The sequence below is a fragment of the Curtobacterium sp. UNCCL17 genome (assembly GCF_000686685.1).
In the GTDB taxonomy this organism is placed as follows: Bacteria; Actinomycetota; Actinomycetes; order Actinomycetales; family Microbacteriaceae; genus Curtobacterium; species Curtobacterium flaccumfaciens.
This window is the reverse complement of sequence record NZ_KK366001.1, coordinates 781,351-805,965: the sequence shown is the minus strand read 5'-3', so window position 1 is coordinate 805,965 and position 24,615 is coordinate 781,351. Positions and strand designations below refer to the sequence as shown.

Here is a 24,615-nt window from a genome sequence, read left to right as displayed (position 1 = left end):
GCCGCGGCGCGGCTGCCCGGTTGCGCGGTTGCCCGGGGGGCCGGGGGCTGGGGGCCGGGTCAGTCGTCGCTGTCGACGCGGTCGGTGACGACGTCACCGGAGCCGGCGTCGATGCGCACGCTGTGCTTGGTGCCGGACGAGTCGAGCACGTCGCCCTCCCAGACCACCGCGCCGACGTGGTCGTCGAGTCCGAGTTCGGTCACGGTCCCCGCGTGCAGGTCCTGGAAGGCGTCGACGGCCTGCTTGACGCTCAGGTCGGCGGCGGCGACGAAGCGCTCGTGCTCGGCCTTGTCGTCCGCGTCGGCGGCCTCGGTCTGCGGGGTGCCGACGACCGAGGTGCCGTCGGCGTTCGTGTGCACCTCGTGCTCGGTGCCGTCCTTCGTCACGACCAGGACCTCGTAGGCGGAGGCGCCCTGCTCCTGCTCGACCGAGATGACGGTGCCCGAGCCGACCTCGCCGCGTGCGGTGGCGACCGCTGCGAGCAGGGCCGTGTTCGAGCCGGTGGACGCGACGCCGGACGCACCGGACGACGACGAACCGGAGCCCGACGAGTCCGTCGCCGACGAGCCGACCGAGCCGGAGCCGGCCGAGCCGGTGTCGTCGTCGGAGTCGTCGCTGGCGCAACCGGTGAGTGCGAGCGCCGCGACGATCGGCAGGGCGGCGAACGCGGCGATCCGGCGGGCGGAGGGCTTCTGGTGCTGGGTGCGGAAGTTCATGTGGACGAGCATCGCGTCGGGGTGCTGAAGCAGCCCTGAAGCCACCTGTTCAGCCGCCGAGTGCGATGCGGACGACGAACCGCGCGCCACCGAGCGGGGACGTGACCACGGTCGTGTCGCCGCCGTGCGCCCGCACGGCGTCGCGGACGATGGCGAGGCCGAGCCCCGCGCCACCGGCGTCCCGGCTGCGGGCCTCGTCGAGACGGACGAACCGCTCGAAGACGCGCTCGCGCTCGTCCTCGGGGACGCCGGTGCCGTCGTCGTCGACCGTGAGCACCGCGGACCCGTCGTGCTCGGTGAGCGACACGGCGACGCGTGTGCTCGCGTGCCGGACGGCGTTGTCGACGAGGTTCCGGACCACCCCTGCCAGCACGCGCTCGTCGCCGAGGACCCGCGCTGCCGAGATCGCCGAGCCGTCCACCCGGACCGCCGGGGCGTCGCCGTCCCGCGCGGGCGCGTCACCGGCCGTCGACCGTGCTCGCGCGCGGGCCACCGCGTCCAACGCCAGGTCGTCGAGGTCGACGGGGCGCCGCGTGCGGATCCCGCCCTCGTCGAGGCGGGAGAGCTCGAGCAGCCCGGTGACCAGGTCCTGCAGGCGCACCGCCTCGGACCGGACGACGTCGGCGAGGTCGGCCACCTCGGTCCGCTCCGGGTGCGCGACGGCGACCTCGGCGTGCTGCCGGATCGACGCGATCGGCGACCGGAGTTCGTGGGAGGCGTCGGACACGAAGCGCCGCTGGCTCTCGGCGGAGAGTTCGAGGCGGTCGAGCATGGCGTTCATGGTGCTCGCGAGCCGGGCGACCTCGTCGCCGGTGTCCGGCACCTCGACCCGGGCGTCGGGACGGGCCGCCCGGATCGTCTCGACCTCGGTGCGCATCTGCTCCACGGGCCGCAGCGAGCGCCCGGTGACGGCCCAGGTGACCGCGACCAGCACGAGCACCAGCACGGGCACCCCGACGGCGAGGAGCACGACGGCGGTGCGGACCGCGGTGTCGGCCTGGTCGAGCGTGGTGCCGTAGACGAGCGTCGCCTCACCGCCGCCGGGCAGGTCCACGTCGTCCGCCACGAGCAGCCAGCGTTCGCCGTCGTGGGTCCACCGGGACTCGTCGGCGGTGGGCAGTGCGGCGCCGTCGGCGTCCTCGCCGTGCGCCAGGACCGCCCCGCCGTCGCCGATCACCTGCACCAGGACGTCCTCGTAGCCGGTCACCGCGGCCGCACCGTCCGTCTCGACCCGCGAGGACACCTGCTCGAGACCGGCCTCGGCCGAGGTCCGCACGCCGTCGAGCAGCACGAGCCGCAGCACGACGACGAACGCGACGGCGCCGAGGACCAGGGCCGCGAGGACGACGACCCCGGCGCCGAGGGTGGTGCGGGCACGGACCGACCGGGGGCGCCGTGGCCTGCTTCGTGCGGGCCCGCTCGCACGGGGGTTGACCGGCCGCTCAGCCACCGTCGGCCGCCAAGCGGTACCCGGCGCCACGGACCGTCTCGATCGCGGCACGCCCGAACGGCCGGTCGAGCTTCCGGCGGAGGTGTCCGACGTACACCTCGACGATGTTCGGGTCGCCCTCGAAGTCGACGTCCCAGACGTTCTCGATGACGTCGCGCTTCGACCGGACCTGTCCCGGGTGCCGTGCGAGGTACTCGAGCACGGCGAACTCGCGGCTGGTCAACTCGACGGGGGTCTCGCCCCGGGCCACGGTGCGCGCCGCGGGGTCGACGACCAGGTCGCCGAGGGTCAGCACGGTGGGGCGCTCGCTGGCACCCCGTCGGACGAGCGCCCGGAGCCGTGCGACGAGCACCGGGTGCGAGAACGGCTTGGTGACGTAGTCGTCGGCCCCCGCGTCGAGCGCCTCGACCTGGTCCCACTCGCCGTCCTTGGCGGTCAGCATGAGCACGGGGGTCCAGTCGCCGTCGGCGCGGAGCTGCGCGCACACGGCCCAGCCGCTCAGGCCGGGCATCATCAGGTCGAGCACGATCGCGTCGTATCGGAACTCACGCGCGTGCCACAGACCGTCCACGCCGTCGTTCGCGACGTCGACCGCCCATCCCTCGGCCTCGAGGCCGCGGCGCACGCCGTCGGCGAGCCGGACCTCGTCGTCGACCACCAGCACACGCATGGGTTCGATCCTGTCGTGCCCCGCTGAAGCAGGGCTGAAGCGACCGGCTCAGACCAGCAGCAGGATCCCTGCGATGACGGACGCGACGGCGATCGCGAGCGCGATGAGCAGGAGCACGAGGTGCACCGTGTAGAAGGTCGTCGGCTTGCCGGCGGCGTCGCGGGCACGAGAGTCCTTCGCGACGCGCTGGAAGAAGCGCGGCCAGGTGACGACGTTGAAGACGGCGCCGATGAACAGGACGACTGCGGCGAAGACGAGCACGGGACGATCCTACTGAACGCCGGTCTCGACGATGCTGGTGCCGCGATGCCGGGCGGGTGGTGCTCGGCCGCCCCCAACGCGGCCGAGTCCCGACCCGGCAGGCCACAGGATCTGTAGCACCTGCTACAGACTCTACACGGCCTGTCCGGCAGCGTCGAGGGACTACGCGGTCTCGAGCGCGGCCTCGGCGTCGGCGAGGGCGGCACGCTCGGCGTCGGACAGTGACGCCCGTGCGCCCCGGACGCCGTCGTTGATCTCGACGATGCGGCGGCTGAGCCGGGTCGCGGGGTCGTCGGTCGGCGGGTAGGCGTTGTCCACCCCGATCCGTTCGTGCAGCGGCGCCAGGCGGCGCAGCGCATCGTCCACGCGGCGGGCCCGGCGCCGGCGGGAGACCCGGTGTCCGACGACGAGCAGCAGCATGCCGGACGCCACGCACAGCACGGCTCCCGGCGTGGTGACGTCGTAGGGCAGCGAGAGCGCGTGCGTGACGTCGAGGTCACCGGCGACGTGGGCGACGTCCATCACGACGACCACGACCATGCGGACGACCCCGAGCACCCCACCGAGGACCAGGACCCACAGCCCCACCAGGTCGGTGGTCGTCCGGGCTTCGCGGAGCCGGAGCACGCAGATGAACCCCGTCGCGCCGAGAGCGACTCCGAGGTAGACGGTCTGCGCGATCGAGTAGACGGTGGCCGCCGGGTGGGAGCCGGCGTCGAGCATGAAGGTCGTCGTGGTCGCGGGCTTGTCGAGCACGGTGAACGCGACGACGACCACCACGACGACCACGGCGAAGGACACCACGACCGCGTTCCGGAGCCAGGGCCGCGCAGCACCGACCGCCTTCGCCACGCCCCACAGCAGCGTGCTCGTGCCGGCCACCATGAGGCAGTCGCTGACGACGGTCACGACGTTGTACCCGCCGAGCAGCGGGTCGAGCCACCGGTACAGCGGGTCGACGTTCGTCACGATGGTGGCGGCGAAGAGCAGGAACGTGAACGCCAGCGTGCGGTCCTGCCCCCGTTGCAGGACCAGCAGCACGATCGTCCCGACGATGAGCAGCACCGCCTGGACGACGGCGATGATCACCCGAAGACCCCTCGGAAGGCGCTCGGGCGGCCGCGGTGCTGGCGGATCACCGTGGCCAGGCGGTCGGCGAAGACCTCGGCCTCGTGCTCGTAGGTGTTCGAGAACATGCCCCGGGCCAGCGCACGCTCGACCTTGTACTCGGGCAGGTCGGGGATGACGTCGCGGATGTACGCGCTCTGCGGGGCGTGCTCCTGGTGCCGGTGCAGGACGTGCCCGAGCTCGTGGCCGATGACGAACGACCGGAACGTCGGCGAGGCCGTCGGCGAGATCATCACGAGGTGCGCGTGCTCGAGCGTCGCCACGAAGCCGCACACGGGCTCGGCGGCCAGGAACGACTCCTCGCGCACCACGATCGGCTTGCCGACGACGTCAGCGGCGGCGGCGACGGCCTGGTCGACGTCCGACCACCCCTCGGCGGCACCACGAGCCCAGAACGCCTCGACGAGGGCGTCGGTCATGCGACACTCCCCCGCTGCGATTCCTCCTCGAGCACCTCGGCGATGCGCCGCAGCGCGTCGGGTGAGAGTTCACCGGGGAAGGTCCGGGCCGCGAAGCCGCTCACGCGGGCGGAGCGCAGGGACCGGACGAGTGCAAGCTGGGCACCGATCCGTTCCGGTACCTCGCTGTCCTCGAGCAGGAAGCGTTCGTCGACCTCGAAGTACCCGGCCAGCAGGCGCAGGAGCTCGGTGTCGCGGTTGCGGCGGCCGTCGCCGGAGAGCATGTAGGTCCACTTCGCCCGGGACAGCGACCCACCGTGGGCCGCGACGTACTCCTCGATCGAGGAGAACGGCACCGGCGCGCCACGCTGGGACTCCTCGAAGTCGAGGAGCAGGTTGAGGCGGCGCGCGAGCTCGGCGGCGTCGAGCGCCCCGCCCTTCAGATCACCCGTGTCCATGTCGGACTCCTCCCCAGCCGTGTCCGCGCGAGGTGTGGGTCCGGCGCGTGGACGCCATGCTAGCGCGGGCGCCCGGCACGCGCGCCGCTAGCCTCGTGGGCATGCCCCGCCGCTTCCCCGCCACCGTCGCGGCACCGGTCGAGCACGAGATCGTGATCACGAAGTCGCGCTTCATCACCACCGTCGTGCCGGTCTCCGGCGTCGAGGACGCCGACCGCGTGATCGCCGAGGTCCGCCGGCGGTACTGGGACGCCCGGCACAACTGCACGGCGATGGTCACCGGCGTGCTCGGGGACCAGGCCCGTTCCTCGGACGACGGGGAACCCTCCGGCACCGCGGGCGTCCCGATGCTCGAGGTCCTGCGACGCCGCGGTCTGACCGACGTCGTCGCGGTCGTCACGCGGTACTTCGGCGGGGTGAAGCTCGGTGCCGGCGGACTGGTCCGGGCCTACTCGACCTCGGTGTCCGAGGCGCTCGACACGGCGGTCCTCGTCCGCCGCGAGGCCCTGACGCAGGTGCGCTTCGACGTCGACCACGCCGACGCCGGGCGGCTCGACAACGTGCTGCGCGATTGGGTCCGGCACCACCACGCGACGCTCGGCCCGACCGAGTACGGGCAGGCGGCGACCTTCGAGGTGTGGGTCCCCCACGAGTCGCTCGGCGCCCTGACGGCCGACCTCGCCGCCGCGTCGGCCGGTTCGCTCGAACCCGTCATCGGCGAGGAGCGGATCGTCGACGTCTCCGCCGACTGAATCCGCGGTTCCTGCACACCTCGGGCGTGTCTCCGCTTCGGCGTGGAAACCTGCCCGGAACGCACGAACGCCCCGACTCGATGAGCCGGGGCGTTCGTCCTGCGGTGCACCCCCTCGGACTTGAACCGAGAACCCACTGATTAAGAGTCAGTTGCTCTGCCAATTGAGCTAGAGGTGCATGTTGCGGCTTCCGTGCCGCAACGGGAATCAACAATAGCATGGGTTTCGCGCGCCCACGACCACTCGTGGGCGTACGACGCGAACAGGAGCACCATGACCGACCGTCTCGTCCCCGGCGACACCGCCCCCGACTTCACGCTGCCCGACCAGGACGGTGTGGAGCACTCCCTCGCTGCCCTTCGTGGCAAGAAGGTCATCGTGTACTTCTACCCGGCGGCCTCCACCCCGGGCTGCACCACCGAGGCCTGCGACTTCCGCGACAACATGTCCTCGCTGCAGGCCGCCGGCTACGAGGTCCTCGGCGTCTCGAAGGACGAGCAGGCGAAGCTCAAGACGTTCCAGCACGAGCAGGCGCTGACCTTCCCGCTGCTGAGCGACCCCGACCTCGCCGTGCACAAGGCCTACGCGGCCTGGGGCGAGAAGAACAACTACGGCAAGATCGTCACCGGCACGATCCGGTCCACGATCGTGGTCGACGAGGACGGCACCGTGCAGCTGCCGCTCTACAACGTCAAGGCGACCGGTCACGTGGCGAGCCTGCGGAAGAAGCTCGGCCTGGTCTGAGGACCGGCCACGCACCGGAGGCCCGGTGCCGGTTCTCGGAACCGGCACCGGGCCTCCGGTGCGTGGCGGACCAGACCGTCTACTCGGCCGGACGCGCGAGCGCGGCCGTCACCGACCGCGACAGCACCAGCGTGATGCCGAGCAGGGCCGGGACGAGCAGCAACCAGCCGACCGCGGCGACCCGGAAGACGCCCTGGAACGCCCCGATGGCGATGGCGCCCTGCAGGACCTGCCAGACGATGATGCCGGAGCGCACCCAGGCCCGGCCCTGCCACAGGCCGTTCAGCAGCGCACCGAGCCAGAGCGCGGCGATGGCGACGAGGACCGTGAGGGCGATGCCGGAGGCGATGCTCGTGGCCGGCGCGACGAGCAGTTCGACCACCAGGACGACCGTCACCACCACCAGCGCGAGGAACTCGAGGCCGACCACGGCGAGCAACCCCAGCATCGCCGGCGACCGGCGCGCGACGGGTGCGGAGGGATCGGTGTCGTTCGGGGTGTCGTCGTGCACAGTGATCCTCCAGCATCGGAACCCTTGATTTGGCCCTACCAGTATGGAACGATATTGGAGGTCGTTTGGACGGCACGATGTGGTGTGCGTCTCCCGTGGTTCATCGCTCCTCCCCCGAGCGTCTCGCGGGCGTCAGACACGCTTCCTGCGGACTCCTCCCCACAGTTGTCCCCTCCATGCCGCATGCATGGTCAGCGTTCCGATCCCCCGAACCACGGCCCCGGCCTGCCGTTCGAGCATCGACATCAAGGAGCACCACACATGGACTGGCGTGACAAGGCTGCCTGCCTCACCGCAGACCCCGAGCTCTTCTTCCCCGTCGGGAACACCGGGCCCGCCGTCGACCAGATCGAGAAGGCCAAGTCGGTCTGTGCGCGTTGCACGGTCACCGAGATGTGCCTGCAGTACGCACTCGAGAACAACCAGGACTCGGGTGTCTGGGGTGGTCTCAGCGAGGACGAGCGTCGTGCCCTGAAGCGCCGCGCCGCCCGCGCTCGCCGCGCGTCCTGACCCCGGTCGTCTGACACCACGACGCCCGTCGTCCCCTCGGGGGCGGCGGGCGTCGTCGTGCGCGCGGGGCGGGCGCGGCGCAGCGCGGCTGCGCACAACCAGAATGCGTCCGCGCCACGTGATCGGCTTGTGCGGATGCATTTTGGTTGTGCGGACGTTCGCGCAACCGCCTGGAGGCCCGCTGCCGGTCCGCCGTGCAGCCGCCGCGCCTCCGGGCGGTCGCGTCGCGAGCTGCGACGGAGTCCGCAGGGCTGGCCGTCGGCGGACACGACCAAAGCGAACCCGCGCCACACGAGCGCAGGGCGCGGATGCACTTCGGTTGTGCGGACGACGAGCGCGCCAACCGCCGGGCGGCGTCAGGCGGGTGCGGTCAACCAGCGGAACGGGATGGTGATCGTCACCTCGGTGCCGCTGCCCGTCAGGGTGTGCCAGTCGATGGTGCCGCCGAGCTCGCCCTGGATGAGCGTGCGGACGATCTGCGTGCCGAGGCCCGAACCGACCTTGCCCTCGGGGAGCCCCACGCCGTTGTCGCGGACCTCGATCTCCAGGTGGTCGTCGAAGCGGCGGGCGACGATCTCGACCTCGCCGTCACGGCCGTCCAGCCCGTGCTCGACGGCGTTCGTCACGAGCTCGGTGAGGCCGAGGGCGAGGGGCGTCGCAGCCTCGGACGGCAGCACCCCGAACTCGCCGGTCTTCTTCGGGTGCACGGTCGTGTTGTGCGACGCGGCGACCTCGGTGACGAGCTTGAGCACCGAGTCGAACACCTCGTCGAAGTCCACCGTCTGGCTGAGGCCGCTCGACAGGGTGTCGTGCACGACGGCGATGGCGGCGACGCGGCGCATGGCGTTCTGCAGCGAGGTCCGCGCTTCGTCCGAGTGCGTACGACGCGCCTGGATCCGCAGCAGGGACGCCACCGTCTGCAGGTTGTTCTTCACGCGGTGGTGGATCTCGCGGATCGTGGCGTCCTTGGTGATGAGCTCGCGCTCCTGGTGCCGCAGTTCGGACACGTCGCGGCAGAGCACGATGGCACCGATGCGCTCACCGTGGTCGCGGAGCGGGATCGAGCGGAGCGACACCGTGACGCCCTTCGACTCGATGTCCGCCCGCCACGGTGCACGGCCGGTGACGACGAGCGGCAGGGACTCGTCGACGTCGAGCTGGGCACCGATGAGCTCGGTGGTGACCTCGGCGAGGGACTTCCGCTCGAGTTCCCCCTCGAAGCCCATGCGGTTGAACGCGCTCAGGCCGTTCGGGCTCGCGAACGTGACGATGCCGGCGGTGTCGAGGCGCAGCAGGCCGTCACTGGCACGGGGCGCACCACGACGGGGGCCCGCCGGTGCACCGAGGTCGGGGAAGTCACCGGTGGCGATCATGCCGAACAGGTCGTTCGCGCTCGCGGTGAAGTTGAGCTCCTGGCGGCTCGGGGTCCGCATCTCGTCCTGGTTGGAGTGCCGGGTGACGACCGCGATCGGCCGCTCGGTGGTCTCGGCGCTCTTCGCGCTCAGGCGGCGGAGCACCGGGATTGCGCGGACGCGGGTCGGGGTGTCCTCGTACCAGTCCGGCTCGGCGGAGTCGACGACCCGTGACCCGGCGAAGCTCTCGGTCACCTGGCCGCGCCACTCCTCGCGGATCTCCTGCCCGACGATGTCCCGGTAGAACAGCGTCGCCGCGGAGCTCGGCCGGGCGTGTGCGACGGCCACGAACGAGCCGTCCTCGGCGGTCGGCACCCAGAGCACCATGTCGGCGAACGACAGGTCGGCGAGGAGCTGCCAGTCCCCCACGAGCAGGTGGAGCCACTCCACGTCTGCTTCCGAGGAACGGCCTTGCGCGAGGACGAGGTCACTGAGGGTCGACACCCAGCCAGTCTAGGTCCGACGCCTTGTGGAGAACGTCGCCCTCTCCACAGGGTGGAACGGTTTGTATTTTGCATGTTGCACGCCCCATACGCTCGCTCCAACGACGGAAGGGGCAGGGGTGGCAGAGCAGGCACGCCGCATCGATCACGAGACGACGACGCACCCGCCGCCGCTGCGGATCGTCGAACCGCCGCCGGAGCCCGCCCCGGCGACCGGTCCCCCGGACCCGGCGACGACGGCACGAGCGCTCGGGCTCTGCGTCGCCGAGGTGCTCACCGGCGCGCGGGAGGTCGACAGCATCGCCCGGTGGATCAGCGACGACGTGCAGCGGCACCTGCAGCAGCGGGCCGCGGTGGCAGCGCACGCCCGGGGCTCCGGTCGGCGGGCACGCGGGCGCCCGGTGCTCCGGGTCGGCAGCGTCCTGGTGTGCCGCCCCGCGGCGGGCGTCGCCGAGGCGACGGTGGTCGTGCACACGCGCAGTCACGCGCGAGCGGTCGCCATGCGGCTCGAAGAGCGACACGGTCGCTGGCAGGCGACCGCGATCGGGGTCCTGTAGCCGGGTGGCGGACGGACGGGAGGCCCGTGGCGGCGCCGCCACGGGCCTCCCGTCCGTCGGCGGTCACGCTTGGTGAGCACGAACGGTCGGGTCCCGACGTGGGACCCGACCATTCCTGCTCACGATGCGCTCGCGCGCGGACGCTAGTTCTTCTTGGCCGCCTGGCGACGCTCGGCGCGGTTGCTCGCCGCGGCCTGGCCGGAGGCCGTGGCCGCGTTGCCGAACGCGGAGCCCTGCTCCGGCTCGGCGGCCGCTTCGGCCTCGGCCTGGGCGCGCTGCGCGCGAGCGGTCGCGGCCTGCTCGAGGCGACCCTTCTCGTCGCGGACCTCGACCTCGCCGTCGATCGACGGCGCCGAGTACTCGAGGCCGGAGACCTCGTCCTCGCCGAGACCCTTGGCCTCGATCACCGCGTTCTCGCCGTCGGACTGCACCTGGACCTCGAGGTTGAACAGGTAGCCGACGGACTCTTCGCGGATCTGCCCCATCATCGTCTGGAACAGGGCGTAGCCCTCGCGCTGGTACTCGACCAGCGGGTCGCGCTGCGCCATCGCGCGGAGGCCGATGCCGTCCTTGAGGTAGTCCATCTCGTACAGGTGGTCGCGCCAGCGGCGGTCGATCACCGAGAGCACCACGCGACGCTCGAGCTCACGCATCGCCTCGTCGCCGAGGAGCTCCTCACGCTGCTGGTAGGCCAGCTTGGCGTCCGAGAGGATCTCGCGGGCGAGGAAGTCACGCGACGCCTTGCCCTTCGAGCCGGCCTCGGTGATGACCTCGTCGATGGAGATCGAGATCGGGTAGAGCGTGCCGAGCTCGGTCCACATGGCGTCGAGGTCCCAGTCGTCCGGGGAGCCTTCGCCGGTGTGGCTGTCGATCACGTCGTCGATGACGGCCTTGAGGAACGACTGCGCACGGTCGTGCAGGTCGTCGCCCTCGAGGATGTGGCGGCGGTCGCTGTAGATCGCCTCGCGCTGGCGGTTCAGGACGTCGTCGTACTTCAGGACGTTCTTGCGGATCTCGGCGTTGCGGCCCTCGACCTGCGCCTGGGCGGACCGGATCGCACGGCCGACGAGCTTGTTCTCGATCGCCAGGTCGTCCGGCACGTTCGAGCGGCCCATCAGGCTCTCGGCGGCACCGGAGTTGAACAGGCGCATCAGGTCGTCGGTCAGCGACAGGTAGAAGCGGCTCTCGCCCGGGTCACCCTGGCGGCCGGAACGACCACGCAGCTGGTTGTCGATGCGGCGCGACTCGTGGCGCTCGGTACCGAGCACGTACAGGCCGCCGACGGCGCGGACCTTGTCGCCCTCTTCCTCGACCTCGGCCTTGACGCGGGCGAACACGTCGTCCCACTCGGCCTCGTACTCGTCCGGGGTCTCGGCCGGCGACAGGCCCTTGGCGTGCATCTCCTGCACGGCGAGGAACTCCGCGTTGCCACCGAGCATGATGTCGGTACCACGACCGGCCATGTTCGTCGCGACGGTCACGGCGCCGAAGCGACCGGCCTGGGCGACGATCGCGGCTTCACGTGCGTGGTTCTTCGCGTTGAGGACCTCGTGCTTGACGCCCTGCTTGGCGAGGAGCTTCGACAGGTACTCGGACTTCTCGACGCTCGTGGTGCCGACGAGGACGGGCTGGCCCTTCTCGTGGCGCTCCGCGATGTCCTCGGCGACCTGCTCGAACTTCGCCTTCTCGTTCTTGTAGACGAGGTCCGTCTGGTCGATGCGCTGCATCGGCTTGTTCGTCGGGATGGGGACGACGCCGAGCTTGTAGGTCGACATGAACTCGGCCGCCTCGGTTTCGGCGGTACCGGTCATGCCGGAGAGCTTCTGGTAGAGGCGGAAGTAGTTCTGCAGCGTGACGGTGGCGAGGGTCTGGTTCTCGGCCTTGACCTCGACGCCTTCCTTCGCCTCGATCGCCTGGTGGATGCCCTCGTTGTAGCGGCGGCCCATCAGGATGCGGCCGGTGTGCTCGTCGACGATGAGCACCTCGCCGTTCATCACGACGTAGTCCTTGTCCTTCTTGAACAGGGCGACGGCCTTGATGGAGTTGTTCAGGAACGAGATGAGCGGGGTGTTCGCCGACTCGTACAGGTTCTCGATGCCGAGGTAGTCCTCGACCTTCTCGATGCCGGGCTCGAGGACACCGACGGTGCGCTTCTTCTCGTCGACCTCGTAGTCCTCGCCCGGGGTGAGGCGCTTGGCGATCGAGGCGAACTCGGTGAACCAGCGGTTGGCCTCGCCCGAGGACGGACCGGAGATGATGAGCGGCGTGCGGGCCTCGTCGATGAGGATCGAGTCGACCTCGTCCACGACGGCGAAGAAGTGGCCGCGCTGCACCATGTCCGAGGCCTGCCACGCCATGTTGTCGCGCAGGTAGTCGAAGCCGAACTCGTTGTTCGTGCCGTACGTGATGTCGGCGGCGTACTGCTCGCGGCGCTCGGCCGGGCTCTGGTTCGCGATGATGCAGCCGGTGGTCATGCCGAGCGCGCGGAAGACGCGGCCCATGATCTCGGACTGGTACGACGCCAGGTAGTCGTTGACCGTGATGACGTGCACGCCGCGCGACGGGATCGCGTTGAGGTACGCGGCGGTCGTCGCGACGAGGGTCTTGCCCTCACCGGTCTTCATCTCGGCGATGTTGCCGAGGTGCAGTGCCGCGCCACCCATGAGCTGCACGTCGAAGTGCCGCATGCCGAGGGTCCGCTTCGCGGCTTCCCGCACGGCGGCGAACGCCTCGGGCAGGAGGTCGTCGAGGGTCTCGCCGTTGGCGTACCGCTCGCGCAGCTCCTTGGTCTCGTCGTGGAGTTCCTCGTCGGTGAGGCTCGAGAAGTCGTCCTCGAGGTCGTTGATGGCCGAGGCGTACGCCTTCAGCCGACGGAGGGTTCGTCCTTCGCCGATGCGGAGGACCTTCTCCAGCACGTTTGCCACGTGAACTCCTTACGAGGTCGTCGCGCGCGACCTGCACGCCCGATCGACCAGTCATGCTAGCAACCCGCGAACGCACGGCGCTGTGAGCGGCGCCGCTGCCCGCGGACACGGGTGTGCGCGGCCCGCGAACGGACCGCGCACACGGTGCGGGACCGGTGGTCCCGAGTGGGATCAGGCGATCGCGGCTGCGCGCTCCGCGTCGGCGTCCGCGTCGACCGCGGCCGGCGCCTGGCCGGCCGGCACCTCGTCGATGCCGATCACGCCGTAGTCCCAGCCCTTGCGTCGGTACACGACACTCGGACGGCGGGTCTCGGCGTCGAGGAACAGGTAGAAGTCGTGCCCGACGAGCTCCATGTAGTACAGGGCGTCGTCGACCGTCATCGGGGCGGCCTCGAAGACCTTGTGCCGGATGACGACCGGGCTGTAGACCTCGTTCTCGTCCTCGGCGGTCTCCTGGTCGACGACCGGGACGGCACCGGTCGCGACGTCCTCGATGAGCTTGCCGTCGGCCGGGACGACACCCATGCCGTCGAAGCCGCTGCCGGCGGCCTCGGCGACCGAGGTGGGGCGGTGCCGGCCGTGGTGCACCTTGCGGCGGTCACGCGCCCGACGGAGGCGTTCCATGATCCGCGCGAAGGCGAGGTCGAAGGCGGCGTACTTGTCCGACGCCGCGGACTCGGCCCGCACGAGCGGCCCCGGTCCGATCAGCGTGAGCTCCACGCGGTCCTCGCCCTGGCTGCCGCTCGACTTCTCGTGGTGGCGGCTGATGCGCACCTCGAAGGCGAGGGCGCGGTCGGCGAGCACGTCGATCTTCTCGGACTTCTGTTCGACGTAGGTGCGGAAACGGTCGGTGACCCCGACGTTCCGGCCCGTGATCGTCACGTCCATGTGGCGGCTCCCATCCAGTGTCGGCGCGTCGCCTCCGTCCGGCGACCCGAACGCCTTGTCGCGAGGCTAGACCCGGCGCACCCTCGGCGTCACGGGGAGGCGGCGAGTCCGTCGGACACTCACCGGACACACAGCGGCCACCGGGTGTTCACCGAGCGTCAGTCGTCGACGCTCGCCACGGCGACACAGCGCACCACCCGCCCGCCCGCAGCGCGCACGGCACGGACGCCCTCGGCCATCGTCACTCCCGTGGTGACGACGTCGTCGACGAGCACGACGTCGCGGCCGTCGACGCCGGACGCACGCAGGGTCCCGACGGTCGCGGCGACGCGTTCCACCGCCGACCGCTCCTTCTGCCCCGGTCCGGATCGCCGTCGTCCGGCAGGGGAGCGGACGAGGCGCCCCGTGTGCCGGACACCACCACGGGCGAGCAGCAGCACCACCGGGTCGAACCCACGCCGTCGGGCGCCCGCCCGGGACGGCGGCACCCGGAGCACCACGGTGCCGTCCGGGGCCGCGGCGAGCGCCGCACGGACGAGTGCACCGAAGCGGACGCCGAGCGGTCGGGCGACGTCGACCCGGCCCCGGAGCTTGAGTTCGAGGACCAGGGTGCGGACCAGCCCCTCGTACTCGAAGGCGGCGTCGAGCCGGACGCCGGCGACCAGCCGGACCCGCCGGGGCCGTGCTGCGAGCGCCGCGCCGCACGGTGGGCAGAGCGCGCGGTCCGGGCGGCCGCAGCCCAGGCAGGTGACGGGCAGGACGAGCCCGAGCACGGCGAGCAGGGCATCGCACCAGGGGGTGGGGGCGTCATCAGGGGACATGCCCACGACTGTGGTGGTGACCGGACGACGGCGGTGGGCCGGTGCGCCGGACGGTGGACGGGCCTCCAGGCCGGGTGGGGTGTGGAGGACCGTCGCGTCAGCGCTGGACGCCGAGCACGTCGGCGGTGACGCCCGTCGTGTCCCAGCCACCCCCGGTGGACTGCAGGACGTTGCCGCTCGACATCCGGAGCAGCAGCGCGCCACCGCTGCCGCCGCTGATCGCGGTGGCGCGCCCGTCGGGCTTCGGCAGGGTGCTCGACTTGCCGCCGATGGTGGTGCGGACGATGTTCGGACCGGTGGGGGTCTGCCCGACCGAGGCGACGTCGGTGTCGCTCACCCACGCGGCATCGACCGCGGTGCCGCTGGCGGCCTGCACCCGGACCGGGGCGCCGAACGAGGTCGGTGACCGGTCGGAACCGCGGATGATCGCCATCACGTACAGGCCGGGGCCGTCCGAGGTCTGGATGAGCGCGAGCGCCCTGGTCGAGTCGCGGGACACCTGGAACGACACGAGGTCGCCGCGCGGCAGGGTGGTGCGCACCTGGTGGGGGTCGCCGCCGAGGCCGTACGCGGTGATGTGACGGGTGTCGGACTGCTGCCCCGCCCAGACGAAGCCGAGGTCGTCGACGGCGGGGGCGATGAGGTCGTCGCGGGCATCGACGCGCAGGCGGTCCTTGCCGCGCACGACGACGACGCCGTCCCGGTTGCCGACGGCGGCCGTGGTGCCGGACGCCGACAGGGCGATCGAGGTCGGGTCGAGGCCGGCGATCGCGGCCCCGACGCCGCTGCCGAGCTCGGAGACCTTGCCGGTGCCCGAGGCGGCGTAGCCGACGACGCCGTCCTCGTCGACCAGGGGTCGGGGGTCGACGTCGGGGTTCTGCTGGGCGTCCGCTCCCCCGGAGTCCGGCACCGACAGCGTCGCGCCCTCGATCGTCATCGAGACCGACGAGATGGTGGCGACCGAGGCGAGGGACTTGCTGAGCTGTTCCCGCATCCGGACCTTGTCGACGGTGCTCGCGCGCAGGGCGTCGCTCGACAGGTCGACCAGGGCGGTGCCGCTGTCGATCGTCACCGCGTTGAGCGACAGCTGGGTGCCCTCCGGGAACGACGAGACGACGGCGCCCTTCAGCCAGTCGGCGGGCCCCGCGAGCAGGGCGCTGGCGATGCGGGTGCTCGTGGAGGACCGGGCGAGGAACCAGCGCTGGTCGGGCACGAGGAAGCGGTAGGTCGGGTCGTAGAAGTACAGCGCGTGCGGCTGGAACACCGACTCGAAGCTGACCGGCGACAGGATGATGCCGTCCGGGGCGTAGGCGATGCGCCACTCGCCGTCCTCACGGACGAACTGGAACGTCAGCGTCGACGAGGTCGGGCGGACGGCCTGGGTGTACTCCCCCTCGGAGTCGACCGTGGCACTGGCCGTCATCGTGTAGGTGAGTTCGCTGTCGTCGGCGCGCTCGACGGTGCCGCTGCCGTCGCGGATCGTGACGCCCTGCCGCGGGTTCCACTGCTGGGCGAAGTCGGCGGCCAGGAACTGCCGGGCGATCGCGTAGTTGTCCTGGGCACCGGTCGCGGCGGCGATGAACCCGCGGAGGATCGCCGTCTGGTCGGACCCGGTGATCGGCTTGTCCGGCCGGAAGTCGACGCCCGAGAGCGACTCGTCCTTGATCGTCTGCCCGGTGCGCACGGCGCCGTCGGTCGGGATGGCCGCGCAGGCGGTGACCGCGAGCAGGCTGACCGCGGCGAGCGCGACGGCGAGGACGTGGCGGATCCGGTGGCGCATCAGGACTCCTCTCGCACGGCGCGGGGGCCGTCGTACGACTCGTCGAGTTCGGGCAGCGGGATCGCCGAGGTGGCGGTGGTGCCCTGCTCGTTGCGGGGCAGGGTGAGCACGAAGGTCGATCCCTCGCCCGGTCGGGACCACACGTCGATGCGCCCGCCGTGGAGCTTCGCGTCGCCGAGGCTGATCGCGAGGCCGAGCCCGGTGCCGCCGATGGTGCGCTTCCGGCTCGGGTCGGCCCGCCAGAAGCGGTCGAACACCCGAGCGGCGTCCTCCGGCGGCATGCCGACGCCCTGGTCGCGGACGGCGATGGCGACGGTGCGTGCGTCGCTGTCGACGACGACCTGCACGGGCTTCGCGTCACCGTGCTCGATGGCGTTGCCGACGAGGTTGCGCAGGATCCGGCGGACCCGCTTGGCGTCGAGCCGCATCGTGGTGTGGCCGCCGGGGGTCGCGAGCTGCAGCTCGACGCCGGCGCGTTCGGCGAGCGGACGGAACTCGTCGACGATGTCCGCGGCGAGGGACGCCGGCACGACGGGTGCGGTGTCGAGCTGCACCGCCTGGGCGTCGTACCGCGAGATCTCGAGCAGGTCGGCGAGGAGCGTCTCGAAGCGCTCCACCTGGGTGTGCAGGAGCTCGGCGGACCGGCCGACCGATGGTTCGAACGCGTGCCGGGAGTCGTAGAGCATGTCGCCGGCGAGCCGGATCGTGGTGAGCGGGGTGCGGAGCTCGTGCGACACGTCGGACACGAACCGCTGCTGCACGCGGGAGAGCTCGGCGAGCTGGGTGATCTGGCGGCTGACCGCCTCGGCCATCCCGTTGAAGCTCCGCGCCAGGGTCGCCAGGTCGTCCTGCCCGCGCACCGGGATGCGTTCGTCGAGGCGCCCCGCGGCGATCTTCCGGCTCGTCTCGGCGGCACCGCGGATCGGCACGACGACGAGCCGGACGACGAGCGACGTGACCAGGGCGATGAGCACCATGAGCGCCACACCGCCGATCGAGAGCGTCTGGGAGACGAAGTCCAGGGTCTGCTGCGCGTCGGAGAGGTCGTAGACCAGGTAGAGCTCGTACTGGCCGGCGCTCGGGATCTGCAGCGTGGACCCGACGGCGAGGCCCGGCACCCGGCGCCCGTCGTCCTCGAGTTCGACGGGCTGCAGGCTCAGCCGCCCGGTGTTCTGCGCGACCTCCTTGCGCAGGGCATCGGTGATCACGGCGTCCGGGAAGCCCTGGCTGGCGATGGTCTGCAGCGTCTGCGCGGTGGACTGGTCCGGGCTCCGCTCGATCGCGATGCTCGTGCCGCCCGGACTCGTCGTGTTCGACAGGATCGCCTGCCGCGCCTCGTTCTGCAGCGTCTCGAGCTCGGACTGGTTGTTGTCCTCGCCCGCGGTCGCCGCGTCGAAGATCCCCTGGGCGACGATCGTTGCCCGTGCCGACTCGGACTCGATCTGGTCGCGGCGCTGCGAGTAGACGTTCGTCGAGATGCTCACCATGACCGCGGTGCCGATGATCCCCACCGCGAGTCCCGTCGTCATCACGGTGATGGCAACCGAGCGGAACATGAGCGAGCGCCGCCACAGGTACGCGATCGGACGCCAGGCGCGTCGGAGCCAGCGCCGCATCCGGCGACGGCTGCGGTCGACGACGCCGATCGAGACGGTGGCGCCGCCGGCCCCGCCGGCGCGGCCCGAGCGGCGTGCCGAGCCCGACGGGCGCGTCGAGGGCGGCACGGTGCTCAGGCTCCTCCGGCGCGGTACCCGACGCCGCGGACCGTGGTGACGGTCTTCGGGTTGTCCGGGTCGTGCTCGATCTTCGCGCGGAGCCGCTGCACGTGCACGTTCACCAGGCGGGTGTCCGCCTTGTAGTGGTAGCCCCAGACCTGCTCGAGCAGCATCTCGCGGGTGAACACCTGGTTCGGCTTCTCGGCGAGCGCCCGGAGCAGGTCGAACTCGAGCGGCGTGAGCGCGATCACGGTGTCGCCGCGGCGCACCTCGTGCCCGGCGACGTCGACCGTGACGTCGCCGACGTGCAGCACGGTGGCGTCGGACGCGCTCGGCCGCAGGCGGGTCCGGATGCGGGCGACGAGCTCCTTCGGGTTGAAGGGCTTCACGACGTAGTCGTCGGCACCGTTCTCGAGGCCGAGGACGACGTCGGCGGTGTCGCTCTTCGCGGTGAGCATGATGATCGGCGTGCCGCTCTCGGCACGGATGCGCTTGCACACCTCGATGCCGTCGATGCCGGGCAGCATGACGTCGAGCAGGACGAGGTCCGGCTTGGTGGCGTGGAACGCGTCGACGGCGTCGTTGCCGTCGGCGCTGAACTCGGGTTCGTACCCCTCGGAGCGGAGCACGATGCCGATCATCTCGGAGAGGGCCTGGTCGTCGTCGACGACGAGGATGCGCGGTGTCATGTGATCTGGACTCCGGGTGGCGTGCGGGTGCCGTGGTCGGCACGTGTCCCCACACGATAGCCGAGGCCCCGCCGCGCCGGGTTTTCCGCCAGGATGGAGGTGGACCGTGCATCGCTGGCTCGGTCCGACACGACGAGGGGGCTGGAGTCATGTCCGATTGGCACACACCGGGCGGTGGGCAGCAGGGTGCGCCGACGCCGCCGGCGTCCGGACCAGGACCCCTGTCTGGAGGCCCGCCCCGCTTCTCCGTGCCGCCGCAGCCCGCCCCCGGGCCGGGTCCGGGGCGACCGGGCGGCCCGTCCGGCGGCTCGCGTCCGGTGATCCCGCTGCGCCCGCTCGGCCTCGGTGACGTCCTGGCCGGCGCGTTCACGGTCTTCCGCCGGAACGCCCGCGTGCTGCTGCTCTGGAGCGTGCTGCTGAGCGGTGTGCTCGGCCTGCTCTCGACGCTGGCCAGCACCTTCGGGCAGCAGGCGCTGCAGTCGCGGATGTTCTCGGCCCTCGACGGCGGCAGCGGTGCCGACTCGGTGGTCGCGGGCACGCTGACGCTCACGGCGCTGCTCTCGGTCGTGCTGCCGTTCCTCGCCTACCTCGGTCGCGGGTTCCTGGTGGCGCCGGTCGCCGCGGACACCGGGCAGCGGGTGCTCGGCCGTCGAGCCACGTTCCGGGGGCTGTGGGCGCTGCTCGCCGGCCGCCGGTGGTCCGTCGTCGCGTGGATGCTCGTGCAGATCGGGGCCGGCGTGGTCCTCGCGATCCTGGCCGGGCTCGTGTTCTTCGGGGTGTTCGCGGCCATGGGTGCCGCCGACTCCGCCGGGTGGTTCGTGCTGGCGCTCGTGCTGTTCGTGCTCGGGATCGGTGTCGTCGTCGTGTGGCTCGCCACGCGCTTCGTGCTCACCGTCCCGACCATCGCGCTCGAGGGCCGGCCGGTCTTCGCCGCTGCCGCCCAGTCGTGGCGCCTGACCCGCGGGGCCTTCTGGCGGACCTTCGGCATCCTGCTGCTCGTGCAGCTCATGTTCGGGTTCGCCGCGTCCATCGCGTCGATCCCGCTCACCATCGGTGCCGTGCTCATCGCAGGCACCTTTGACCCCCTCGGGCAGACGGGCGGCACGTCGGGTGCCGGTACCGGTGCGGTCATCGCCATCGTCGTCGGGAGCCTGCTCGCGATCGCGGTGCAGTGCGTCACCGACGTGCTGAGCGCGTCGATCACCACGTTCCTCGCCATCGACCGGCGGATCCGCACCGAGGCGCTCGACCAGCGGATCGCGTCGCACCTCGACTCGGGGCAGCCGACCGACCCGTTCGCGCCGTCCGAGCCCGTCGCACGCCCGCCGTGGCCGCCGCAGCAGCAGTGGGGTGGCCAGCAGTGGCAGGCGCAGCAGTGGCCGGGGCAGCAGCAGTCCTGGCAGCCCGCGCAGCAGCAGCCGTGGCAGCCCGGTCAGCAGCAACAGCCGTGGCAGCCGGGCCCGCAGCAACAGCAGCAGCCGTGGCAGCCGGGTCCGGGCCAGGCGCCACCGAACGGCTCCGCGTGACGGCGGTCGACCCGGACGAGGCGCGGCGCCTGCTCGAGCGTGAACTCGAGCGGTCCGCCTACGACGGTGCCCGGCCGACGTGGTGGGACCGTGCCTCGCGCTCCTTCCTCGACTGGCTCGGGTCGCTCCGCGCCGACGGCATCGACTCCCCCGCTGCGGCCCGCACGGCGCTGGTGATCGCGATCGTGGTCCTCGTCGCGGTCGTCGTGCTCGTCGTCGTGGCCCGCGGACTCCCCCGCCGGCGCGCCCGGGCCGGTGACGGTGACACCGGCGGGGTGTTCGACGCCGACGACCTGCGCTCCGCCCGGGAACTCCTCGAAGCGGCACAGGCCGCGGTCCGTCGCGCCGACTGGTCAGCAGCGGTGCTCGACGGGTTCCGCGCGATCGCCAGGGGCCTCGGCGAGCGCGACCTGGTGCCCGACGTGCCCGGAGCCACCGCGCGGACGATCGCCGCACGGGGCGCCGTGCCGTTCCCCGCGTCGGCCGGTGCACTCGACGCGGCAGCGACCGCCTTCGACGCGGTCCGGTACCTCGGTGGCGAGGCCGACGAGGCCGACGAGGCCGCGGCCCTCCGCGTGCTCGACACCGAGCGCTCCGTCCGGCAGGCCCGCCCCGCCCGCGCCGAGGGTCCGGCGGTACCGGCATGACGACCGACACCGCCACGCGGACGAGCACCGGGCCGACTCCTGCTCCGGCTCCGGCTCCGACCGAGGGACGCCGGTTCCGCGTCGGGTTCTGGGTCGCCATCGTCCTGGTCGGCGTCCTGCTCGCCGCCCTGACCGCCCTCGTGCAGGGCACCGACCCGGACGCACCGCGCGCGCTCGACCCGACCTCGACGACGGCGAGTGGTTCGGCCGCCCTGGTCAGGGTGCTCGAGCAGCGGGGCACCGCGGTCTCCGTCACCGACACCGTCGACGGCGTCGGTGGGATCGACGGCGGCACGGTGTTCATCGACGACGCCGACGGGGCGCTCGACCCCGACGTCGCAGAACGGATCGCCCGCACGGCGCGGCACGTCGTGGTCGTCGGCACGAGCGGCGCCGGGCTCGAGGCACTGCTCGGGTTCCCGGTCGACCCGGCCGTCCAGGTCGACGGGGACGCCACCGTCTCGACGGCCTCGTGCGGGATCCCGGCGGCGGCCTCGGCTGCCCGGGTCACCACCGCCGGCTCCGGGTTCACCGTGGACGACGACGACGCCGCCGAACGGTGCGCGCCGACGGGCGACGGCGGCTCGCGCGTCTGGGGCCTCGTGCGCACCGCGACGCCGGGCGGCGACGTCACCCTGCTCGGCACGACCTCGGCGTTCCGGAACGACACGATCGCCACCGCCGGGAACGCCGCGCTCGGCCTCGGGCTGCTCGGCGCCGACGAGCGACTCGTCTGGTACACCCCGGCCGTCGGCACCCCCGACGCCGCCCCGACCCTCGGCGAGCTCGCCCCGCCGTGGGTCCCGAGTGCCCTCGCACTGCTCGCCCTCGTCGCCGTCGCAGCCGGTGTCTGGCGGGGCCGACGGCTCGGCCCGCTCGTCGTCGAGCGGTTGCCCGTCGTCGTCCGTGCTGCCGAGACCACCGAGGGGCGTGCCCGGATGTACGCCCGCACCCGTGACCGCACCCACGCCCTCGACACCCTGCGCGTCGCCGCCGTCCGCCGCATCGGCCGGATGCTCGGACTCCCCCGTTCGGCCCACGTCGACGAGGTCGTCCGGGCCGCGGCCCAGGCCACCGGCATCCCGCACACCCGTGTCGGTGCCGTGCTCGTCGGCGGGACCACCGCCGACGACCGTGCGCTCGTCGACGGCACCGCGGCGCTCGACGACCTCGAACGCGCCGTGCGCCGGGCGACCTCCGGCGACCGACCCACCTCTGACCCCGACCGACCAGGAGCACGACCGTGACCGACCTGCCCCCTGCCACCACCGAGCACACCGCGCCGGAGCACGACCCCACGACCGCGGCCGTCTCCGACCTGCGCGACGCGTTCGGCCGGGTCCGCACCGAGGTCGCGAAGGCCGTCGTCGGCCAGGAGGGCGCGGTGTCCGGCATGATCGTCGGACTCCTCGCGCAGGGGCACGTGCTGCTCGAGGGCGTCCCCGGTGTCGCGAAGACCCTGCTCGTCCGCAGCCTCGCCGCCGCGATGACGCTCGACACGAAGCGCATCCAGTTCACGCCGGACCTGATGCCCGGCGACGTCACCGGGTCGCTCGTCTACGACGCCTCGACCGGCACGTTCCCGTTCCGCGAGGGCCCCGTCTTCACGAACGTCCTGCTCGCCGACGAGGTCAACCGCACGCCGCCGAAGACCCAGTCGGCGCTGCTCGAGGCGATGGAGGAACGCCAGGTGAGCGTCGACGGTGACGCCCGCGCGTTGCCGGACCCCTTCTTCGTCGCCGCGACGATGAACCCGATCGAGTTCGAGGGCACGTACACGCTGCCCGAGGCGCAGCTCGACCGGTTCCTGATGAAGCTGACCCTCGACATCCCGCCGCGCGACGTCGAGTGGCAGGTGCTCCGTCGCCACGCCGACGGCTTCGTGCCGCGCGACGTCCGGTCGGCCGGCATCACCCCGGTGGTCGGCGTCGACGAGGTGGTCCGTGCGCAGCGTGCCGTGCGCGCCGTCGGTGCCCGCGACGACGTGCTCGCGTACATCGTCGACCTCGCCCGGGCCACCCGGCAGGCACCGTCCGTCCGTGTCGGTGTCAGCCCCCGCGGTGCGACGGCACTGCTCGCGGCCGCCAAGGCCTGGGCCTGGCTCACCGGCTACGACGCGATCACCCCGGACCACGTGCAGGCCATGACCCTGCCGGTCTGGCGGCACCGCCTGCGGGTCGCCGCCGACGCCGAGCTCGAGGGCGTCGGCGCCGACGGCGTGCTCCAGCAGGTGCTCGAGCAGGTGCGGGTGCCGATCTAGTGGCGGTCTCCGGCCGGTTCGTCGCGCTCCTCGCCGTCGCCCTCGTGCCCACCGTGCTGCTCGGCAGCGGGTGGGCCGGTCTGGCGTGGGTCGGGGTGGTGCTGCTCGCCGCGGTGCTCGACGTCGTGCTCGCCGCCGACCTGCGACGGGTCCGCGTGGAGCGGCGGATGCCCCGGCTCGCTCGACGCGACAGCACCGCGGACGGCACCCTCGTGCTCGCCAACGACGGCTCCCGGACCGTCCGTGGTGTGGTCCGCGACATGTGGGAGCCGTCGGCCGGCCACCGTCCCCGTCGGATCCGGATGACGGTCCCCGCCGGGGAGCGGCGGACGGCCCGGATGCGCTTCACACCGTTCCGTCGGGGTCGACGCCGCACCACCGGGGTCGCCGTGCGGTCCTTCGGTCCCCTGGGCCTCGCCGCACGGCAGCGGGTCGTCGCGGCACCGGGCGAACTCGTCGTGACGCCGCCGTTCCGCTCCCGGCGGCACCTGCCGTCACGGTTGGCGCGGCTCCGCGAGCTCGACGGCGAGACCACGCTGCAGCTCCGCGGGCACGGCACCGAGTTCGACTCCCTGCGCGACTACGTGCGCGGCGACGACGTGCGGTCGATCGACTGGCGAGCCACCGCGCGACGGCAGGACCTCGTCGTCCGCACCTGGCGTCCGGAACGCGACCGGCGCGTCGTCGTCGTGGTCGACGCGGGCCGGGCGGGTGCCGGCCGGGTCGCCGACGAACCCCGACTCGACACGTTCATCGAGTCGGCACTGCTCCTCGGCGCCCTCGCGGCAGCCGCCGGTGACCGCGTCGACCTGGTGGTGCTCGACGACACGGCACATGACCGGGTGCACGGCGCCACCCGCACCGACGTCGTGCAGCGCTTCGGCGAGGCGCTCGCGATGGCCGAACCCGGGCTCGCCGCGACCGACTGGGCATCCGTGCCCGCACTCGTCGAGTCGATCACGACCTCGCGCGCCCTGGTCGTGCTCGCCTCGAGCCTCGACTCCGTCGGTGCCTCGGGCGACCTGCTCGCCGTGCTCCCCCGGCTGTCCCGACGGCACGCGGTCGTCGTGACGAGCATCGAGGACCCGGCCGTCCAGCGGATGGCGCGCGGCGGGGTGGACCCGACCACGGCGATCCGGACCGCGCGGGGCGGACGGGTGCCGGGCCTCCCGACCGGCGCGGAGCGCGACGTCTACCGACGCGCCGCCGCCGAACGCACCCTGCTCGACGCGGACGGTGCGGCGGACGTCGCACGGCGCTCCGGCGCCGAGGTCGTGCGCGGCGCACCGGCGGACGTCCCGCCGCTCGTCGCCGACGCGTACATCCGGGCGAAGGCCACCGGCCGGCTCTGAACC

General features: G+C 72.4%; 24 protein-coding genes and 1 tRNA gene. 9 read left to right on the top strand and 16 right to left on the bottom strand.

Annotation, left to right across the window (positions count from 1 at the left end):
• Positions 1 to 59 precede the first annotated feature (59 nt).
• The 7 genes from BR70_RS22495 to BR70_RS0113630 all read right to left on the bottom strand — a co-directional run bounded on the left by BR70_RS22495 (position 60) and on the right by BR70_RS0113630 (position 5,081).
• A complete protein-coding gene (locus BR70_RS22495) occupies positions 60 to 716 on the bottom strand; it encodes a PepSY domain-containing protein (protein ID WP_197019652.1) in 657 nt (218 codons plus the stop codon).
• A 49-nt stretch (positions 717 to 765) separates the two neighbouring features.
• Positions 766 to 2,166: a sensor histidine kinase gene (locus tag BR70_RS0113655; RefSeq protein ID WP_027466519.1), complete on the bottom strand. Its 1,401-nt coding sequence runs from the start codon at positions 2,164 to 2,166 to the stop codon at positions 766 to 768.
• Positions 2,159 to 2,836, bottom strand: coding sequence for a response regulator transcription factor (locus tag BR70_RS0113650; RefSeq protein WP_027466518.1), 678 nt, complete (start codon positions 2,834 to 2,836; stop codon positions 2,159 to 2,161). Before BR70_RS0113650 ends, BR70_RS0113655 begins: the two co-directional genes overlap by 8 nt.
• Before the next feature lie 48 nt (positions 2,837 to 2,884).
• Positions 2,885 to 3,097: an SCO4848 family membrane protein gene (locus BR70_RS0113645; RefSeq protein ID WP_027466517.1), complete on the bottom strand. Its 213-nt coding sequence runs from the start codon at positions 3,095 to 3,097 to the stop codon at positions 2,885 to 2,887.
• A 162-nt stretch (positions 3,098 to 3,259) separates the two neighbouring features.
• Positions 3,260 to 4,186, bottom strand: coding sequence for a hypothetical protein (locus tag BR70_RS0113640; RefSeq protein ID WP_027466516.1), 927 nt, complete (start codon positions 4,184 to 4,186; stop codon positions 3,260 to 3,262).
• Positions 4,183 to 4,644, bottom strand: a complete 462-nt coding sequence (locus BR70_RS0113635; RefSeq protein WP_027466515.1) for an ImmA/IrrE family metallo-endopeptidase — start codon at positions 4,642 to 4,644, stop codon at positions 4,183 to 4,185. Before BR70_RS0113635 ends, BR70_RS0113640 begins: the two co-directional genes overlap by 4 nt.
• Complete coding sequence (locus tag BR70_RS0113630; protein WP_051596928.1) at positions 4,641 to 5,081, bottom strand: hypothetical protein; 441 nt, start codon at positions 5,079 to 5,081, stop codon at positions 4,641 to 4,643. Before BR70_RS0113630 ends, BR70_RS0113635 begins: the two co-directional genes overlap by 4 nt.
• A 101-nt stretch (positions 5,082 to 5,182) precedes the next feature.
• Here BR70_RS0113630 and BR70_RS0113625 point away from each other — a divergent pair, with 101 nt between their 5' ends.
• On the top strand, positions 5,183 to 5,833 hold the full coding sequence (locus BR70_RS0113625; protein WP_027466513.1) for a YigZ family protein: 651 nt from the start codon (positions 5,183 to 5,185) through the stop codon (positions 5,831 to 5,833).
• A 105-nt stretch (positions 5,834 to 5,938) separates the two neighbouring features.
• Here BR70_RS0113625 and BR70_RS0113620 read toward each other — a convergent pair.
• A tRNA-Lys gene (locus BR70_RS0113620) sits at positions 5,939 to 6,011 on the bottom strand.
• Between the two features lie 95 nt (positions 6,012 to 6,106).
• On the opposite strand from BR70_RS0113620, the gene bcp reads away from it, so the two are divergent.
• Positions 6,107 to 6,577: a thioredoxin-dependent thiol peroxidase gene (bcp, locus tag BR70_RS0113615; protein WP_027466512.1), complete on the top strand. Its 471-nt coding sequence runs from the start codon at positions 6,107 to 6,109 to the stop codon at positions 6,575 to 6,577.
• A gap of 79 nt (positions 6,578 to 6,656) precedes the next feature.
• Here the strand turns inward: bcp and BR70_RS0113610 are convergent, their stop codons facing one another.
• Entirely contained in the window at positions 6,657 to 7,088 is a 432-nt protein-coding gene (locus tag BR70_RS0113610; protein ID WP_035808873.1) for a hypothetical protein, read from the bottom strand.
• A gap of 261 nt (positions 7,089 to 7,349) precedes the next feature.
• On the opposite strand from BR70_RS0113610, the gene BR70_RS0113605 reads away from it, so the two are divergent.
• Positions 7,350 to 7,598 carry a WhiB family transcriptional regulator gene (locus BR70_RS0113605; protein ID WP_017888820.1) on the top strand — a complete coding sequence of 83 codons (249 nt, stop codon included), beginning with the start codon at positions 7,350 to 7,352 and terminating at the stop codon, positions 7,596 to 7,598.
• 356 nt (positions 7,599 to 7,954) lie between these two features.
• Here the strand turns inward: BR70_RS0113605 and BR70_RS0113600 are convergent, their stop codons facing one another.
• The gene (locus BR70_RS0113600) at positions 7,955 to 9,454 is read right to left on the bottom strand and encodes a sensor histidine kinase (RefSeq protein ID WP_027466510.1); all 1,500 of its coding nucleotides are present in this window, start codon (positions 9,452 to 9,454) and stop codon (positions 7,955 to 7,957) included.
• A gap of 118 nt (positions 9,455 to 9,572) precedes the next feature.
• Here BR70_RS0113600 and BR70_RS0113595 point away from each other — a divergent pair, with 118 nt between their 5' ends.
• Positions 9,573 to 10,010: an Rv3235 family protein gene (locus BR70_RS0113595; RefSeq protein WP_051596927.1), complete on the top strand. Its 438-nt coding sequence runs from the start codon at positions 9,573 to 9,575 to the stop codon at positions 10,008 to 10,010.
• 143 nt (positions 10,011 to 10,153) lie between these two features.
• Here BR70_RS0113595 and secA read toward each other — a convergent pair whose 3' ends face one another.
• The 6 genes from secA to mtrA form a co-directional block, all read right to left on the bottom strand.
• Positions 10,154 to 12,934 carry a preprotein translocase subunit SecA gene (secA, locus tag BR70_RS0113590; protein WP_027466508.1) on the bottom strand — a complete coding sequence of 927 codons (2,781 nt, stop codon included), beginning with the start codon at positions 12,932 to 12,934 and terminating at the stop codon, positions 10,154 to 10,156.
• A 171-nt stretch (positions 12,935 to 13,105) separates the two neighbouring features.
• A complete protein-coding gene (gene hpf / locus BR70_RS0113585; RefSeq protein WP_027466507.1) occupies positions 13,106 to 13,822 on the bottom strand; it encodes a ribosome hibernation-promoting factor, HPF/YfiA family in 717 nt (238 codons plus the stop codon).
• Between the two features lie 158 nt (positions 13,823 to 13,980).
• Complete coding sequence (locus BR70_RS0113580) at positions 13,981 to 14,643, bottom strand: ComF family protein (protein ID WP_051596958.1); 663 nt, start codon at positions 14,641 to 14,643, stop codon at positions 13,981 to 13,983.
• A 97-nt stretch (positions 14,644 to 14,740) separates the two neighbouring features.
• Positions 14,741 to 16,423 carry an LpqB family beta-propeller domain-containing protein gene (locus BR70_RS21035; protein WP_051596926.1) on the bottom strand — a complete coding sequence of 561 codons (1,683 nt, stop codon included), beginning with the start codon at positions 16,421 to 16,423 and terminating at the stop codon, positions 14,741 to 14,743.
• Positions 16,423 to 18,147 (bottom strand): MtrAB system histidine kinase MtrB, encoded by a 1,725-nt coding sequence (gene mtrB / locus BR70_RS0113570; RefSeq protein WP_027466505.1) that lies wholly within the window; start codon positions 18,145 to 18,147, stop codon positions 16,423 to 16,425. The genes BR70_RS21035 and mtrB overlap by 1 nt, the downstream gene beginning before the upstream one ends.
• A gap of 5 nt (positions 18,148 to 18,152) precedes the next feature.
• Positions 18,153 to 18,827 carry an MtrAB system response regulator MtrA gene (mtrA, locus tag BR70_RS0113565; RefSeq protein ID WP_017888813.1) on the bottom strand — a complete coding sequence of 225 codons (675 nt, stop codon included), beginning with the start codon at positions 18,825 to 18,827 and terminating at the stop codon, positions 18,153 to 18,155.
• A gap of 149 nt (positions 18,828 to 18,976) precedes the next feature.
• Between mtrA and BR70_RS0113560 the strand changes: the two genes are divergently transcribed.
• The 5 genes from BR70_RS0113560 to BR70_RS0113540 are packed head-to-tail and all read left to right on the top strand — an operon-like array spanning position 18,977 to position 24,612.
• On the top strand, positions 18,977 to 20,353 hold the full coding sequence (locus BR70_RS0113560; protein WP_081827391.1) for a glycerophosphoryl diester phosphodiesterase membrane domain-containing protein: 1,377 nt from the start codon (positions 18,977 to 18,979) through the stop codon (positions 20,351 to 20,353).
• On the top strand, positions 20,308 to 21,000 hold the full coding sequence (locus tag BR70_RS22490) for a DUF4129 domain-containing protein (RefSeq protein ID WP_051596925.1): 693 nt from the start codon (positions 20,308 to 20,310) through the stop codon (positions 20,998 to 21,000). The genes BR70_RS0113560 and BR70_RS22490 overlap by 46 nt, the downstream gene beginning before the upstream one ends.
• Positions 20,997 to 22,247 carry a DUF4350 domain-containing protein gene (locus tag BR70_RS21025; RefSeq protein ID WP_051596924.1) on the top strand — a complete coding sequence of 417 codons (1,251 nt, stop codon included), beginning with the start codon at positions 20,997 to 20,999 and terminating at the stop codon, positions 22,245 to 22,247. The genes BR70_RS22490 and BR70_RS21025 overlap by 4 nt, the downstream gene beginning before the upstream one ends.
• Before the next feature lie 5 nt (positions 22,248 to 22,252).
• Entirely contained in the window at positions 22,253 to 23,260 is a 1,008-nt protein-coding gene (locus BR70_RS0113545) for an AAA family ATPase (protein ID WP_371836761.1), read from the top strand.
• Entirely contained in the window at positions 23,260 to 24,612 is a 1,353-nt protein-coding gene (locus tag BR70_RS0113540) for a DUF58 domain-containing protein (RefSeq protein ID WP_027466502.1), read from the top strand. The genes BR70_RS0113545 and BR70_RS0113540 overlap by 1 nt, the downstream gene beginning before the upstream one ends.
• Positions 24,613 to 24,615: the final 3 nt, after the last annotated feature.